General features: G+C 72.3%; 9 protein-coding genes. All 9 read right to left on the reverse strand.

The window, feature by feature from the left end; translation table 11 throughout:
- Positions 1-72 precede the first annotated feature (72 nt).
- Positions 73-1656: a glutamine-hydrolyzing GMP synthase gene (guaA, locus tag PWG71_RS04265; RefSeq protein WP_274808184.1), complete on the reverse strand. Its 1584-nt coding sequence runs from the start codon at positions 1654-1656 to the stop codon at positions 73-75.
- Positions 1657-1746: 90 nt separating this feature from the next.
- Positions 1747-2760 carry a UDP-glucose 4-epimerase GalE gene (galE, locus tag PWG71_RS04270; RefSeq protein WP_274808185.1) on the reverse strand — a complete coding sequence of 338 codons (1014 nt, stop codon included), beginning with the start codon at positions 2758-2760 and terminating at the stop codon, positions 1747-1749.
- A 143-nt stretch (positions 2761-2903) separates the two neighbouring features.
- Entirely contained in the window at positions 2904-5336 is a 2433-nt protein-coding gene (locus PWG71_RS04275) for an endonuclease/exonuclease/phosphatase family protein (RefSeq protein ID WP_342455939.1), read from the reverse strand.
- Between the two features lie 577 nt (positions 5337-5913).
- Positions 5914-8508, reverse strand: a complete 2595-nt coding sequence (locus tag PWG71_RS04280; protein ID WP_274808187.1) for a polynucleotide kinase-phosphatase — start codon at positions 8506-8508, stop codon at positions 5914-5916.
- Positions 8505-10049, reverse strand: coding sequence for a 3' terminal RNA ribose 2'-O-methyltransferase Hen1 (locus PWG71_RS04285; protein WP_274808188.1), 1545 nt, complete (start codon positions 10047-10049; stop codon positions 8505-8507). Before PWG71_RS04285 ends, PWG71_RS04280 begins: the two co-directional genes overlap by 4 nt.
- A 214-nt stretch (positions 10050-10263) precedes the next feature.
- Positions 10264-11265, reverse strand: a complete 1002-nt coding sequence (locus PWG71_RS04290) for a hypothetical protein (RefSeq protein ID WP_274808189.1) — start codon at positions 11263-11265, stop codon at positions 10264-10266.
- 112 nt (positions 11266-11377) lie between these two features.
- A complete protein-coding gene (locus tag PWG71_RS04295) occupies positions 11378-13570 on the reverse strand; it encodes a TRAP transporter permease (RefSeq protein WP_274808190.1) in 2193 nt (730 codons plus the stop codon).
- A gap of 95 nt (positions 13571-13665) precedes the next feature.
- Positions 13666-14256, reverse strand: coding sequence for a DUF1850 domain-containing protein (locus PWG71_RS04300; RefSeq protein ID WP_446724975.1), 591 nt, complete (start codon positions 14254-14256; stop codon positions 13666-13668).
- An 11-nt stretch (positions 14257-14267) separates the two neighbouring features.
- Positions 14268-15296, reverse strand: a complete 1029-nt coding sequence (locus PWG71_RS04305; protein WP_274808191.1) for a TAXI family TRAP transporter solute-binding subunit — start codon at positions 15294-15296, stop codon at positions 14268-14270.
- Positions 15297-15435: the final 139 nt, after the last annotated feature.

Genomic DNA, 15435 nt, shown 5'->3' on the forward strand with positions numbered 1-15435 from the left:
CCGTGTACGCGGAAGGGGGCCCGGCGCGTGCGCGCCGAGCCCCCTTTCACGTGGGCGGGGAGGGCCGTCGGGCTACTCCCACTCGATGGTGCCCGGGGGCTTGCTGGTGACGTCGAGCGTCACCCGGTTGATCTCGCGGACCTCGTTGGTGATCCGGTTGGAGATCTTGGCGAGCACGTCGTAGGGAACCCGCGACCAGTCGGCGGTCATGGCGTCCTCGCTGCTGACCGGGCGCAGCACCACGGGGTGACCGTAGGTGCGACCGTCGCCCTGGACGCCCACGGAGCGGACGTCGGCCAGCAGCACCACCGGGCACTGCCAGATCTCGCGGTCCAGCCCGGCGCGGGAGAGCTCCTCGCGGGCGATGGCGTCGGCCTCGCGCAGGACGTCCAGACGCTCGCGGGTGACCTCGCCGATGATGCGGATGCCCAGGCCCGGCCCGGGGAACGGCTGGCGCCACACCATCTCCGGGGGCAGGCCCAGCTCCTCGCCGACCTTGCGGACCTCGTCCTTGAACAGCTCGCGCAGCGGCTCCACCAGGGTGAACTGGAGGTCGTCGGGCAGACCGCCCACGTTGTGGTGGGACTTGATGTTGGCGGTGCCGGTGCCACCACCGGATTCCACCACGTCCGGGTACAGGGTGCCCTGGACCAGGAACTCGACCTCGCTGCCGTCCTCCCCGCTCTCGGCGACGACCTCGCGGGCCGCCTGCTCGAAGACGCGGATGAACTCCCGGCCGATGATCTTGCGCTTCTCCTCGGGGTCGGTGACCCCGGACAGCGCGGTCAGGAAGCGCTCCTCGGCGTCGACGACCTTGAGCCTGGCGCCGGTGATCGCGACGAAGTCCTTCTCGACCTGCTCGGCCTCGCCCTTGCGCAGCAGGCCGTGGTCGACGAACACACAGGTGAGCTGGTCACCGACGGCGCGCTGCACCAGGGCGCCGGCCACGGCGGAGTCCACGCCGCCGCTCAGGCCGCAGATGGCGCGCTTGTCGCCGATCTGCTCGCGGACGCGGTCGACCTGCTCGTCGACGATGTTGACCATCGTCCAGGTGGGCCGGCAACCGGCCCCCTCGTACAGGAAGCGGCGCAGCACCTCCTGGCCGTGCTCGCTGTGCAGGACCTCGGGGTGGAACTGAACGCCGAAGAGGCGGCGGTCGGTGTCCTCGAACGCGGCGACCGGGGCGCCCGTGGTGGTGGCGACGGCACGGAATCCCCGCGGGGCCTCGATCACCGAGTCGCCGTGGGACATCCAGACCAGCTGCTCGGTGGGCAGCCCGGCGAACAGCAGGGAGTCCTCGGCGACGACGTTCAGCTCGGTGCGGCCGAACTCGCTGAGGTCGGTCTTGTCGACCGTTCCGCCCAGGGCCCGGGTCATCGCCTGAAAGCCGTAGCAGATGCCGAAGGTCGGGACCCCGGTCTCGAACAGCTCGGCCCCGACGTTGGGGGCCCCTTCGGCGTACACCGACGAGGGGCCGCCGGAGAGGATGATCGCCTTCGGCTTCTTGGCGAGCATCTCCTCCACCGGCATGGTCGAGGGCACGATCTCGCTGTGCACGTGAGCTTCGCGCACCCGTCGGGCGATCAGCTGCGCGTACTGCGCGCCGAAGTCCACGACGAGAACGGTGTCGAACGTGCTGTCAGCACCAACGGACACGACGGAGGACCTTCCGCAGGAGTTCAGGGATACGCCCAGTCTAGGGCGTTGGGCGTGCCCGGCTGATCCTCGGTGGGTGTGCGGTCGCGCTCAGCCGGCGAATCCGCTCGGGTTGGCGAACTGCCAGCGCCAGGTGTCGGCACAGGCCTCGTCGAGGTCGCGGTCGGCCTTCCAGCCCAGGTCACGGGCGGCGGCGGTGGGGTCGGCGTAGCAGACGGCGATGTCCCCGGGGCGGCGCTCCACCACCTCGTACGGGAGGGGGCGGCCCACGGCCCGCTCGAACGCGCGCAGGCATTCCAGGACCGAGTACCCCTTGCCGCTGCCGAGGTTGTAGACCCGGTGACCGGGGGCGTCGGCCAGGTGGTCCAGTGCGGCCAGGTGGCCGCGGGCCAGGTCGACCACGTGCAGGTAGTCGCGGACGCCGGTGCCGTCGGAGGTGTCGTAGTCGTCGCCGAAGACCTGGAGGAACTCACGGCGGCCCGCGGCGACCTGCGCGATGTAGGGGAGCAGGTTGTTGGGTACCCCCTGCGGGTGCTCGCCGATGAGACCGCTGGAGTGGGCCCCGATGGGGTTGAAGTAGCGCAGGGAGATGATCCGCCAGCGCGGGTCGGCGGCGGCCAGGTCGCCCAGGATCCGCTCGGCGAAGAGCTTGGTGGCGCCGTAGGGGTTGGTGGCGCTCAGCGGGGCGTCCTCGGGGATGGGCACCGTCTCGGGGTCGCCGTAGACCGTCGCGGAGGAGCTGAACACGAGGTCGCGGACGTCGTGCTCGTCCATGACCTCGACGAGGGAGAGCAGGGCGTCGAGGTTGTTGCGGTAGTAGCGCAGGGGCTGGGCGACGGACTCGCCGACGGCCTTGAGGCCGGCCGTGTGCACGACGGCGTCGATGTCGTGATCGGCCAGGACCCGGGCGACGGTGGCCCGGTCGGCGCAGTCGCCGTTCTCCAGGACGGGGGCCCGCCCCGTGATCCGCTCGACCCGGCGCAGCGACTCGGCGTGACTGTTGACCAGGTTGTCCAGGACGACGACCCGGTGTCCGGCCTGGAGGAGTTCGACCGCGGTGTGCGAACCGATGTACCCGGCCCCGCCGGTGAGCAGTACGTTCATCTTCGCTTTCCCTGCTGAGAGGAGCACCCGCCGCGCGACGGGTGTCCACCAGGATAGGTTCACCCGGCGGCCGGAGGCCACGGACACGACGGCGCCCGGCCGGAACGGGTCCGTTCCGGCCGGGCGCGGTGGTGCGGGGTCGGTCAGTACCGGCCCGGCGGGGTGGAGCGGCGGGTGTCCAGCCACAGCACCTGCGGGTCGTGGTCGCTGACCTGGTCGTGGAACTCGGAGTTGATCCGCACGACCTCGTAGTCGACTCGGCCTGCCAGGGCCTGGTTGACCAGGATGTGGTCCAGGGCCTGGGAGTTGCCGTCGAACACGTAGTTGTGGCGTTCGCCGGCGGGCAGGTCGGTCATCGGGTTGTGGAGCGGCCCGTCCCCGGCGAGGATCTCCAGGGTGCGGGAGAACTGGAAGTCGTTCAGGTCGCCCATGACCACCAGGTTCGCGTTCGGGTCCACGGCCAGCAGTTCCTCGGAGAAGTCCGCGACGAGCTCCGCCTGGGCGTTGCGCTGCGTCTCGCTGGTGCGGTTCGGCGGCTGCGCGACCCCGTGCAGCGCCTGGTCGCCGCCCTTGGAGTTGAAGTGGTTGGTCACCACGTAGATGTCGCGGTTGAGCGCGCGGAAGTGACCGACCAGCGGCTTGCGGCTGGACTCCCACGCCGGGTCCTTCGGGGCGATGCGTCCCGGGGACACCGACAACTCGGGGCCGCGGGCCCCCTGGACGACCTCGACGGCCGTGGTGGCGTCGCCGCCCGGGCGGTCCACGAACCGCACGCGCGCGGGGTCGAAGAGGAAGGCGTTGCGGATGTTGCCGCCGGGGGCGCCGCCGTCCTGCTTGTCCTCGGGGCTGATCTGCCGCCACTCGTAGGCGGGCCCGCCCTGTGCCTCGACCGCCGCCACCAGCCGGTCCAGGGTGACCCCGGCGTCGACGGTGCCGTCGTCCACGGCCCCGTTGTCGTCCTGGATCTCCTCCAGTCCGATGATGTCGGGCCCGCCGAGGTACTCGACGATCCCCGTGGCCAGCGCGTCGTACTTGGCCTGGTCGTCCTGCCCGCCGAGGTTCTCGACGTTGTAGGTGGCGATGGAGACCTCGTGCCGGGCGGTGTCGCGGACGGGGGTGCGCTCCAGGTCGCCGGGCACGTGCTCGCCCAGGGCGGTGGCGCGGACGAGGTAGCCGCCGAACCGGCTGTAGTACACCGGACCCTCGGTGACCCCGGCGAGCGTGTCGCCCACGTTGACCTGGGGGAACGGGCGTACGTCGCGGTCCAGCAGCGATTCGATCTTGACCCGGCCGGCGTTGGGGTCGTCGTAGGAGCCGTAGACCACGCCGCCGTTGGCGGTGCGGTTGTGGTCCGGCTCCACCGTGACCCAGAAGGCGGAGTAGGGGTCGGTGGGGGCGATGACGGGGGCGTCCTCGATCCGGACCATCATGTGCTCGTGGGCGGCCCAGAAGTCCAGGGCGTACGTGTCGGGGAGCAGTTCGAGGTCGGAGATGTCGCCGCCGTGGTCGGGGGCGTAGGTCGCGGGGATGACGCCCGCCTCCAGCGTCACCGACTCCGGTACCGGGTTGCCGGTGGACAGGGTCGTCCACACGGCCTGGTCGAGCTGGGTGATGGTCTGCGTGCCGGAGCCGGGCCGGTACTCGTTCACCCGGCCGGAGACCAGGACCTCGTCGCCCACGGCCAGGGCGGGTGTGGTGGAACCGGTGAACACGAACAGGCCCTCGCTGGTGCGGGGGTCGTCGTCGCCCTCGGGATCCTGGAACCAGAAGCCGCGCGCGCTGCCGAAGGCGTTGATCGCGGTGACCACACCGGGTACCCCGGTCACGGTGTCCCCGGCGTACGGGGAGGTGCGGGTGACGCCTTGGACGTCGTGGATGCGCAGGTCGCCGGGCTCTTCGGGACCTCCGGGGTCTTCCGGACCCTCGCCGAGGCCCTCCCCCGCCGCGTTCACGGGAGTGGGCTCACCGGCGCGGAAGTCGGCGGCGTTGTCGTCGGTGTCGGTGAGGGAGTCATCGCGGGCGGCCGCGGTGGTGTTGGTCAGCGCCGGGGCGGGCGCGCCCTCGCGGATGACGGCGCTGCCGTAGCCGACCACGTCGATGATCGTCTCGTCCTGGGCGCAGGCGGCGGCGGTGCGGCACTCGACGGGCGCGGTGCCGGAGACGAGCAGGACCGTGCCCGAGGTGGCGGCCATGTTGGCCGAGCCCACGGCGTCGGGGGTGGGCAGGTCGACCTCTCCCCCGGCGCCGGCGGCCTGGCGGATCAGGTAGCGGCCGTCGGCGGGGATCTCCCCGGACAGCGGCGTGACCTGGGCACGGGTGTTCGCGCCCGGGGAGGCGGGCAGGTACTGGACGCTCCATCCGTCGAGGCCGAGCGCGACCCCGGTGGGGTTGCCCAGCTCGACGAAGTCGTGGCGCAGCACGGCGCCGCTGTTGCCACCGCCGCCGTAGACCTCGGCGATCACCGGGGTGGTGGCGTCGGCGAGGGCGGTCGGGGCCGCTCCCAAAGCCGCGGCCAGGATCACCGCTGCCGCGGCGGACGTCGGCGCGAGCATGCGCCGTGGTCGATCGGGGGACACGTTCTCTCCGGGGTACTGGGGAGTAAGGGGGCGGGGACATCATGACGCCTGTCCGTGTCCGGTCGAAAGAGAGAACGTGAAAACAAGACGAAGCGGCACCGGGTTGGTGTGATCCGCCCAGTGCCACTCCGTCCTCCCTTCGTGCGATCCGCCGAATCGCGCCCCCGCGAGGCCGCCCACGGGGTTCTGGAGGCCGGCGCAGGAGACGCCCGAGGCACGAGGACGTCGACGCAGCGGCCGAAGGTTCCCGTTCCCCGGGCGGCCTCGCACGAACCGAAGCGCAGCGCAGGTTCACAGGAGGCACGGCCGCCCACGGGGTTCTGGAGGCCGGCGCAGGAGACGCCCGAGGCACGAGGACGTCGACGCAGCGGCCGAAGGTTCCCGTTCCCCGGGCGGCCTCGCACGAACCGAAGCGCAGCGCAGGTTCACAGGAGGCACGGCCGCCCACGGGGTTCTGGAGGCCGGCGCAGGAGACGCCCGAGGCACGAGGACGTCGACGCAGCGGCCGAAGGTTCCCGTTCCCCGGGCGGCCTCGCACGAACCGAAGCGCGGCGCAGGGCCGAAGGGGCACTCCCTCTCAGAGACGCGGGTCGACCGGCTCCGTCTCCAGCGCCAGGACCGCGAACACCGGCTCGTGCACCCGCCAGAGCGGTTCGCGGCGGGCGTGCCGGGCCAGGGACTCCAGGCCCAGCTTGTGCTCGCGCATGGCCAGGCCGGTCTTGCGGCCCAGGCCACGGTCCTTGAGGACCTCCAGCCGGTCCGGGTCGGTGTAGTCGGGACCGTAGATGATCCTCAGGTACTCGGGGCCGCGCACCTTGAGACCGGGCTGGGTCAGCCCCTTGCCGCCCTCGGCGCGGGCGCCCTGGAGCGGCTTGACGACCATGCCCTCACCGCCGGCGTCCACCATGTCCTTCCACCAGGAGGCGGCGGAGGCGCAGGCGGAGGGGTCGGTGGTGTCCACCACGAGGTAACGGGTGACGCGCACCAGCGGGTCGGCCTCGGCGAGCCGTTCGGCGATGGCCATGTGCCACAGGTGGTCGGCGTCGGTGTACTCGCGCCCTTCGGTGGCGAGCACCATGAACGGCGCGAACCGCAGGCCGGCGATCCCGTCGGTGTCCCAGGAGTAGCGCCGGTACACCCGGCTGAACTCCTCCATCCGCACCGTGCTCCGCTCGACCTTCTCCACCAGTCGGCCCACGTCCAGGCCGCGCGCGGCGGCGGCGGCCAGGGCGGTGCCGGCGGCGGGCAGGGAGGCGCGGGCCGCCGCGCCCACGGAGGCGTACTGGGAACGGATGAGCTCACGGGCCTTGGCCGACCACGGCAGCATCTCCCCGTCCAGCGCGATCCAGTCGGTGCCGAGGCGGTCCCACAGTCCGGCCTCGGTGACGGCGGCGCGCAGCCGGTCGATCACCTCGGCCTGGAGCACCGGGTCGTTGAAGAACGGCCGGCCGGTGCGCGTGTACACGGTGCCGAACTCCCCGGGCACGAACCGGCGTTCGGCGGCCTCGGCGTCGCGGCACAGCACGGCGACGGCGCGCGAGCCCATGTGCTTCTCCTCGCAGACGACCTGCCCGATGCCGGCGCCCCGGTACCAGGCGAACGCCTCGGTGGGGTGCTCCAGGTACCCGGCCTCGGCGCTGGTGGGCGCCGGGGCCATGGTCGGCGGCAGGTACAGCAGCCATCGGGGGTCGACCGCGAACCGGCTCATCACCTCCAGGGCGCCCAGGGTGCTCGCCCCGTTGGTCCGCACGGCCCCGTGCTCCGTCTCCACGAACTGTCCGGAGCCGTGGTCGCCGAAGCCGACGTCGGTGATGTCCACGACCGCGTCGGAGCGTTCCGTCGGACCGTCGGCGGTCTCGCCTCCCAGCGGTCGGGAGGGCTCGTACCAGGTCTCGCGGGCGGCGACGTCGACGATCTCGCGTTCGGGGTAGCGCAGCGCGGTGAGCCGTCCGCCGAACACGCAACCGGTGTCCAGGCACAGGGTGTTGTTGACCCACTCGGCCTTGAGCACGGGGGTGTGTCCGTACACGACGGCGGCCTTGCCCCGGTAGTCGCGGGCCCAGGGCAGGCGCACCGGCAGCCCGTACTCGTCGGTCTCCCCGGTGGTGTCCCCGTACAGCGCGAAGGAGCGCACCCGCCCGGAGGCCCGGCCGTGGTAGGCCTCCTTGAGTCCGGCGTGGGCGACCACGAGTCGCCCCTCGTCGAGGATGAGGTGGCTGACCAGGCCGTCGCAGAAGTCGAGGACCTCCTTGCGGAACCCCTCGCTCTCGCGGCCCAGCTGTTCCAGGGACTCGGCGAGCCCGTGGGTGGTCTGGACCTTGGCCCCCTTGAGCGCCCGGATCAGCTTGTTCTCGTGGTTGCCGGGCACGCACAGGGCGTCGCCGTCGCGGACCATGCCCATGGCGAGGCGCAGTACGCCGGGGGTGTCGGGGCCCCGGTCCACGAGGTCGCCGACGAACACCGTCGTGCGTCCCTCGGGGTGGTGGGCGCCGACGGCCCTGCCCCGGTCGTCGCGGGCGATCGCGTAACCCAGGGTGGTGAGCAGCTCCTCCAGTTCCTCCCGGCAGCCGTGGATGTCGCCGATGACGTCGAAGGGGCCGGTGAGTTCGCGCCTGTCGGGCCAGGCGCGCTCGCGTTCGATGGCGACCCGCTCGATCTCCTCCACGCCGTCGAGGACGTGGATCTTGCGGAACCCCTCCTTGCGCAGGTACTTGAGGCTCTGGCGCAGGTCGCGGCGCTGCCGTCGGATCACGTGGTCGCCGAAGTCCCGGTCGGGGCGGACCCGGTTGCGCTCCCGGGCCAACGCCTCGGGGACGTCGAGGACGATCGCGGTGGACAGCACGTCGTTGGCCTTGGCGATGGCCAGGAGTTCGGCGCGGGCCCTGGGCTGCACGTTGGTGGCGTCCACCACGGTGAGCAGGCCGCGGCGCAGCCGGATGTCCACCACGGTGTGCAGCAGGGAGAAGGCGTCCGCGCTGGCGCTCTGGTCGTTCTCGTCGTCGCTGACCACCCCTCGACAGAAGTCGGAGGAGATGACCTCGGTGGACCGGAAGTGCCGGGCCGCGAACGTGGACTTGCCGGAACCGGACACGCCGACCAGCACGACGAGTCCCATGGCGGGCACGCCGAGGACGCGCGGTGCGGCGTCCGGAGCGGTCTCATCGGTGCTCATCGTGTGAACACTCCCATCTGGGTCGGGGAACCGGTGGTCGGGTCCTCCGGACCCACCGGCAGGTAGCGGACGGTGTAGCCGTTGCGTTCGGCGACGCCGTCCGCCCACAGGGTGAACTCCGCGCGATTCCACTCGAAGCGGTGGTCCGCGTGGCGGAAGGCGCCGTCGGCCAGGCCCTCGTAGTGGACGTTGTACTCGGCGTTGGGCGTGGTGACCACGACGATCCGGGGCCGCGCGGAGGCGAACACGGTCTCCTCCAGGGCGGGCAGCCGCGCCGGGTCGAGGTGCTCGACGACCTCCATCAGCACGATGGCGTCGTGTCCGGCGAACCGGGCGTCCCGGTACACGGCCGAACCGACGAGCAGGTCGGGGCGGGGCGGCCGGGTGCCCTTCTCCCTCGTCCCCTCGGCGTCGGCGAACAGGTTCCGGTGCCGCCTGTTGCCGGGGGCGCAGCCCCGGCAGGTCCGGCGGTGCGCCATCTGGAGGGAGACGGTGTCGACGTCCACGCCGGTGACGCGCTCCAGGGTGGGGTCGGCGACCAGTTTCGTCAGCAGCGCCCCGGAGCCGCAGCCCAGGTCGAGCACGCTGGAGACGCCCTCCGCGCGCAGGACCGCCAGGACCGCCCCGGCGCGCTGTTCGGCCAGGGACGGCGGGCGCTCCTCCCCCTCGGGGGTGACCACGGGGGCCTCCTCCAGGCTCGGGTCGTCGACGCCCTCGTCCTCGGCGACGTCGTCGGCCTCGGCCAACCGCGCCAGGGCGGTGCGCACGTAGGTGGCGCGCCGATTGAGGTAGCGGCGGGTGATCCAGGCGCGTTCGGGGTGACGGGCCAGCCATCGGGACCCGGCCTCCGTGTCGGGATCCTCCTCGGTGGTCTCGGCCTCGGGGTCGGTGACGCGCAGGCCGCCGGCGCGCAGGAGCTTGTCGATCTCGGTGCGGTCCACCCAGTAGTGCTTGTTGCCGTCCATCGCGGGCAGCAGGACGTACAGGTGGCTCAGCGCCTCCGACAGCACCTGCTCACCGGTGAGGGTGAGCGACAGGTAGTGGGAGTCGCCCCAGTCGGGCAGACCGGGGTCGAGCGGCACGGGTTCGGCGGTCACCCGCCAGCCGAGCGGTTCGAACAGGGCGCGGGCCTTGTCGGCGCCGGCCCGGCACGGGACGGCGGGCAGGCGCAGTTCGAGGGGCAGGGGCGTGGTGACCAGTTCCGGCCGTGCCCGGCAGTCGCCCTTGAGCGCGGAACGGAACACCCGGCCCAGCGCGACCGTGAACAGCGAGGAGGTGGCGAAGGGGCGGTCGTTGACGTACTGGGCCAGGGCGAAGTCGGGTGTGCTGACGGAGGTGCGCGTCCGGAGCAGCGCCTGGGGGTCGACCTCCAGGAGCAGGGCCGCCGTGCACCGTTCCTCGGTCGCCTCGGGGTAGAACACGTGGGCGGTCCCGAAGGACTGCTCGAAGCTCTGCGCCCTGTCGGGGTGTTTCTGCAACAGGAAGCCGAGGTCGGTGGCCGGGGCCTCCGGGGTCGCGGTGGTGGTGATCGTCAGTAGCACCCGTGCATTGTGACCTGTGGGCCGGCACGTTGGCCAAGTCTTTTCCTCACGTTTCGCCCCCCGGGCCGCTCCGATGAGTGCTTCTCCTCGTGGCGGCGACGAAACCCGCGCCACCGCGGCGGCTCCACACCACGCGGGGGATGTGCGCCACGCGGGGGACGTGCGGGTCATGTCCCCACCGTCCCCCGTGGTGACCGTCCGCGCCCGAGTACCCCTACCCGGCTCCGCCCGGTCGAACGCCCAGCTCCTCCATGGCCCGGGCGACCTGGCGGCGGGGGTCTCCGAAGAAGGCCCAGGGCACGTCGCAGTACAGGTTGCCGACGGCGGTCAGGTGCCAGCGCGCGGCGTCGGCGAGTCCGACCCGGTGGAAGGCCCATCCGAAGAGGTGGTGCGCCTGGACGTCGCGCGGGTGCGGGGCGGCGCGTTCGGCCCAGCCCCGGGCCAGGTCGAACAGCTCGGTCACGGCCTCCCCGTGCAGCCGCCCCAGGGTCCGGTCCGCGATGAAGGCCATGGTGCCCTCCGCGGTGAGCCGTTTGTACTCGGCGCGCAGGAACTCGGCGTGCGCCAGCGCCAGTACGGCGGGCAGCGGATCGCCCTCGGGAGCGGTGTCGGCGGCGGCGCCGGCGAAGGCGAACATCTCCTCCTCGCTGCCGCCGCGCGCCGGGGACAGGATCCGCACCCGGCCCATGTGGGCGGCGAACAGGTGCGGGGCGCGCCGGTGGATCTCCGTCCACAGCAGGTCCTTGGTCTCCCGGTCCGCGCCCGCGCCCATCGCGACGGTCTGCAACGCGGTCCAGGGGGCGGCGTCGTCGGGGCGCAGTTCGGCGGCGGCCTTCAGGAGCCGGCGGGCGTCGTCGAGTCCGGCCTCGGCGGCCTTGTGCTCGGCGGTCCCGCCGTGTGCGCGCAGGGCACCGGTGAGCAGGGCGTGGCCGAGCCACAGGAGGACGTCGGCACGGTCGGCGGTGTCCATGAGGTCGCCCAGTTCGTCGACCCGGTCGGCGGCGGCCCGGCCGAGCACCTCGACGGTCGCCACCCGCGCCTCGGGGTCGTCGCGGGTCTCGGCGAGCAGGGGCAGCGCGTCGGCGAGGTCACCCTCGGCGATCGCCTCGGCCGCCGCCCGGAGCATGGGGTCGGTGCCCAGGGAGGCGGAGGTCAGGAGACTGTCGATCGGGACTCCGGAGGTCGCTCTCGGGTCGCCGGGATTCCATCGCCACATGTCGCCGAGGGTAGCGTTCCCGCCGCGCCGGCGGGACCGGGGCGGATGACCGGGCGGCACGGGTGCGCCCGCCGCGCCCACGTGAACGGGTAGGGGCGCGGCGGGCGGGCGGTCAGGCGACGGGGGTCGGCGTGCCGTCGGCCGTCGCGGGAGCGGTGTTCCGGTTCCGTCGGTGCGCGATCACCTGGAGGGCGATGAGGGCGGTCCCCAGGACGGATCCGGCCAGGACGAACCAGGAGGAGTCCACGCCGAGCGACAGCGCCGCCCCGAACAGGGCGCTCCACTCCGGAGCGATCATGATCAGCAGGGAGGCGACGACGAACGCGATCCGTTCGCCGACGGCGACCGGCCTCAGGAAGTGGCCCTCCAGGGCGATGGCCGCCGTGGCCAGGGCCACGCATCCGCTGACGACGGCGACGGCCAGGTCGGTGATCGGGCCGTCGACCTCCATGAGCGCCGAGTAGGCCATGAGCATCGGGATGAGGTAGAGCCCCTTGGCGAACTTCCACGCCGACAGTCCCGAGCGCATCGGGGAGGCGTTGGCCACGCCGGCGGCGGCGAACGCGGCGAAGGCCACCGGCGGTGTCACGTTGGAGTCCTGGCTGTACCAGTAGACGATCATGTGCGCGACGATCACCGCCAGCCCCAACTCCTGGAGGGCGGGGACCGCCAGCACGGCCAGGACCACGTAGGCGGCGGTCACCGGCAGGCCGATGCCCATGATGAGCGAGGCGATCGCCACCATGAGCAGGGTGAGCAGGAGGCTTCCGGCGAACACGGTGACCAGGACGTCGGACAGCACCAGTCCCAGGCCGGTCAGCCCGACCATGCCGACGATGATGCCCGCCACCGCGCAGGCCACCGACACCGGCATGGTGTTGCGGGCGGCCAGGACGAAGACCTCCAGGATGTCCCGGGGCCCCAGCCGGCTGGCGGCCCGCAGCATGGCCACGAGGAACAGGGCGCCGCAGGCCCACAGGCCGGCCCGGGTCGGGGGCACGTAGTTGAGCAGCAGGACGATGAGCAGGAGCAGGGGCGCGAGGAAGTGCCAGCCCGCCGCCATGACCGCGCGCATGCGGGGCAGGTCGGAGTCGCGGGCCACCCCGATGCCGTACTTGCGGGCGAGGATGTCCACGAACAGGAACATCACCCCGAAGTACATGAGCGCGGGGATGATGGCGACCTTGACGATGTCGGCGTAGGGGATGCCGGTGCGCTCCGCCATGATGAACGCGCCCGCGCCCATGATGGGCGGGAGGATCTGGCCGCCGGTGGAGGCCGCGGCCTCCACCCCCGCCGCGTCGTGCCTGCGGTACCCGACCTTCTTCATCAGGGGGATGGTGAACGGTCCGGTACTGACGACGTTGGCGATGGCGCTGCCGGACACCGAGCCCATGAGCGCGCTGCTGAGCACCGCGCCCTTGGCGGGGCCGCCGACCATGCGCCCGGTGAGCACGTAGGCCAGCCCGACGAAGAAGCTGCCACCGCCGGTCTTGGACAGCAGGGCGCCGAACAGGATGAACACGAACACGAAGGTGACGACCACGCCCAGGGTGAGGCCGTAGACGCCGTCACCGAGGTAGGAGTGCGTGGCGATGCGCTGGATGGTGGCGCCGGAGTGCCCGAACTGGCCGGGGACGAGCGGACCGACCCACGCGTAGAAGATGAACGCGGCGACCATCACCACCATGACCATGCCGACCGTGCGCCGGGTGGCCTCCAGCAGGACGACGATGGCGATCAGGCCCATGATCCAGTCGAGGTCGGTGTAGGCGCCCGCTCTGGAGGCCAGCTCCTGCTGGTACACGATCGGGTAGAGGCTGGTCACGAAGGCCGCGCCGATGAGCACCGTGTCGAAGACCAGGGCGGGGATCGACCGTCCCGCGCGACCGGGCAGGGACGGTTTGACCAGCAGCACCAGGACCAGCACGAACAGCAGGTGGATGAGGCGCTGTTGACGGGCGTCGAAGCCGCCCAGCAGGGCGATGTGGATCTGGAAGAGGCCCAGGCCCAGGGCCAGGACCAGCACCAGGACGCCGACGGTGGTGGCGAGCGGCCCCTCGCCCCAGCGTTCGACGGCCATCCGCTTCCAGACGGGTCCGGCCCCGTCGTCCTCCCCCTCGACGTCGGGGAGCACGTCGGCGGACGTGCCGGTGCGCCGGCGTCCGAACCCGGGTCCGCGGTCCGCGGTGTCCCCGTCGGTCGCGGTGGACGTCGCCGTCCCCTCCGTGGCGGGGACGGTCGCGGTCTCCTCCCCCTCGTGTCCGGGGGTGTCCCCCCGTGCCTGTGACGGTGTCTCGGCCATGGTCTTCCTCGGGTCGTCCGTAGGGGGCCGTCGGGGGCGCGGTCGTATGCGGGATCCCGGCGGCGGAGGCGGTGGTCGGGCGGCGCCCCGGAGCGTCAGCAGTCCGGTGCGGGCACGCGGGTGAGCGGCAGGTGGAGAGTGGAGAGGCGGACCGGCTCCACGGTCACCCGGTGGGCGGCGAGGCACGGGGAGAGCCGTACCTCGGCATCGGGTGTGCGGATCCGGTGGTCGATGGCGGGGGCGCCGACCCGCAGGGCCAGGACGGGCCCGATGTCGCGGCCCATGTCCTCGACGACCCACCACGGCCCTTCGGCCCGGCCGTTCCCCTCACCGGGGATCTGCCCCATACCGGCGCCGAACTGGCGGATCCGGGTGGCGTCGACGACGAGGTGTCCGTCGCGGACCACGAGGTCCTCCTCGATCGGCAGGCGGTCGATGGAGTGCACGTAGGAGACGGTGAACACCTCTCCCTCCGCCAGGGGGAGGTGTCCGATCACGGCGCCCTCGTCGGCGACGCGCAGGGCCGGGTGGACCGGCCACACCAGTGCGCCGAGGAGCGCCAGGGCGACGGTGAGCAGTGCGGCCGTGCGCACGTCGCGGTCGACGGGGGCCCCGGGACCGGGGCCCCCGGGACGCGGCCGCCCGGCGGTGCCGGGGGCCGCGTCGCGGTCGGGTGTCGTCTTCACGGGGTCCTACGTCAGGGGCGGAGTTCCTCGGGGATCTCGATGCCCTGCTCCTCGTAGTAGCGCAGGGCGCCGGGGTGCACCGGGACCGGGCTGTTGAGGATGGTCTCGGCGACCAGGTACTCCTCGGCCGGGGCGTACACGTCGAGCACCGCGTCGATGTTCTCGAACATGGCCTTGGTGATCTCGTAGGCCTGGTCCTCGTTGAAGCCGCCGCTGACCACGAGGGCGTTCCACACGGCGATGGTGGGGACGTCCTCGTCGACACCCGGGTAGGTCCCCGCGGCGATGGTGTGCTCGGTGTAGCCGCCGTAGCCGTTGACGACCGCGGAGCGCTCGTCGTCGCAGAGCGGGATGAGGTGGAGGTCGTCGGTGGTGCCCAGCTCGGTGATGCCTGCGTGCCCTTCGCCGACCACCCAGGAGCCGGCGTCGAGCTGGCCGTTCTGGAGGGCGCTGGCGGTCTCCGCGTAGCCGAGCTGGTCGATCTCGATCTGGTCGCCGGCGATCTCCAGGGAGGCGAAGACCTGGTTGGTGGTGGCCTCGTTGCCGCTGCCGACGTCACCGACGGAGTAGCGGCTCTCCACCACGTCGGAGAAGCACTCGAACCCCTTGGACTCGGCGATGGGGTCGAGGGTGACCGCGTGGAAGACGTTGGGGTAGAGCACGGCCAGGGAGTAGGTCTCGACGGGGGCGCCCTCGAAGTCGGCGGTGCCGGTGGCGGCCTGGTCGGCGGCGTCGCCCTGCACGATGGCCATGTGCGCGGTGCCGGACCCGAGGAGGCGGATGTTCTCCACGGAGGCGCCGGTGGCCTCGACGGAGCCCGACTGTCCTTCGATGTTGTCGCCGATGATGCCGCTCAGCGCGCCGCCGATCGGGTAGTAGACGCCCGCCGTGCCGCCGGTGGCGATGCTCAGCTGGTTCTGCACGGGCCCGGAGCCGATCTCCACCTCCTCGTCCCCGCCGGATTCCGCGGGCTGGGTGCAGGCGGTCAACAGCAGGACACCGGTGGACAGGGCGGCCAGGGAGGGGAGGGCGCGTCGCATGGTCAGGGGTCCTCTCGGGTGTTCCTCGGGGGCTGTCACGGAGCGGTGGGCGGCGGTCCCGTGCGCCCCGGGATCGGGGGGACCGCACCGGAGAGCGGGTGTGTCGCACGCCACTCCGTTGCCGAGAAACGTAACCGGC

Origin of the sequence: Nocardiopsis sp. N85 (genome assembly GCF_028882275.1) — a bacterium.
GTDB classification, from domain to species: domain Bacteria; phylum Actinomycetota; class Actinomycetes; order Streptosporangiales; family Streptosporangiaceae; genus Nocardiopsis; species Nocardiopsis lambiniae.

Excerpts from the sequence above, each read along its gene's own strand:
- PWG71_RS04295 (WP_274808190.1), bottom strand. The coding sequence starts at position 13,570 with ATGGCCGAGACACCGTCACAGGCACGGGGGGACACCCCCGGACACGAG.
- galE (WP_274808185.1), bottom strand. The coding sequence starts at position 2,760 with ATGAACGTACTGCTCACCGGCGGGGCCGGGTACATCGGTTCGCACACC.
- PWG71_RS04280 (WP_274808187.1), bottom strand. The coding sequence starts at position 8,508 with ATGAGCACCGATGAGACCGCTCCGGACGCCGCACCGCGCGTCCTCGGC.
- PWG71_RS04305 (WP_274808191.1), bottom strand. The coding sequence starts at position 15,296 with ATGCGACGCGCCCTCCCCTCCCTGGCCGCCCTGTCCACCGGTGTCCTG.
- PWG71_RS04290 (WP_274808189.1), bottom strand. The coding sequence starts at position 11,265 with ATGTGGCGATGGAATCCCGGCGACCCGAGAGCGACCTCCGGAGTCCCG.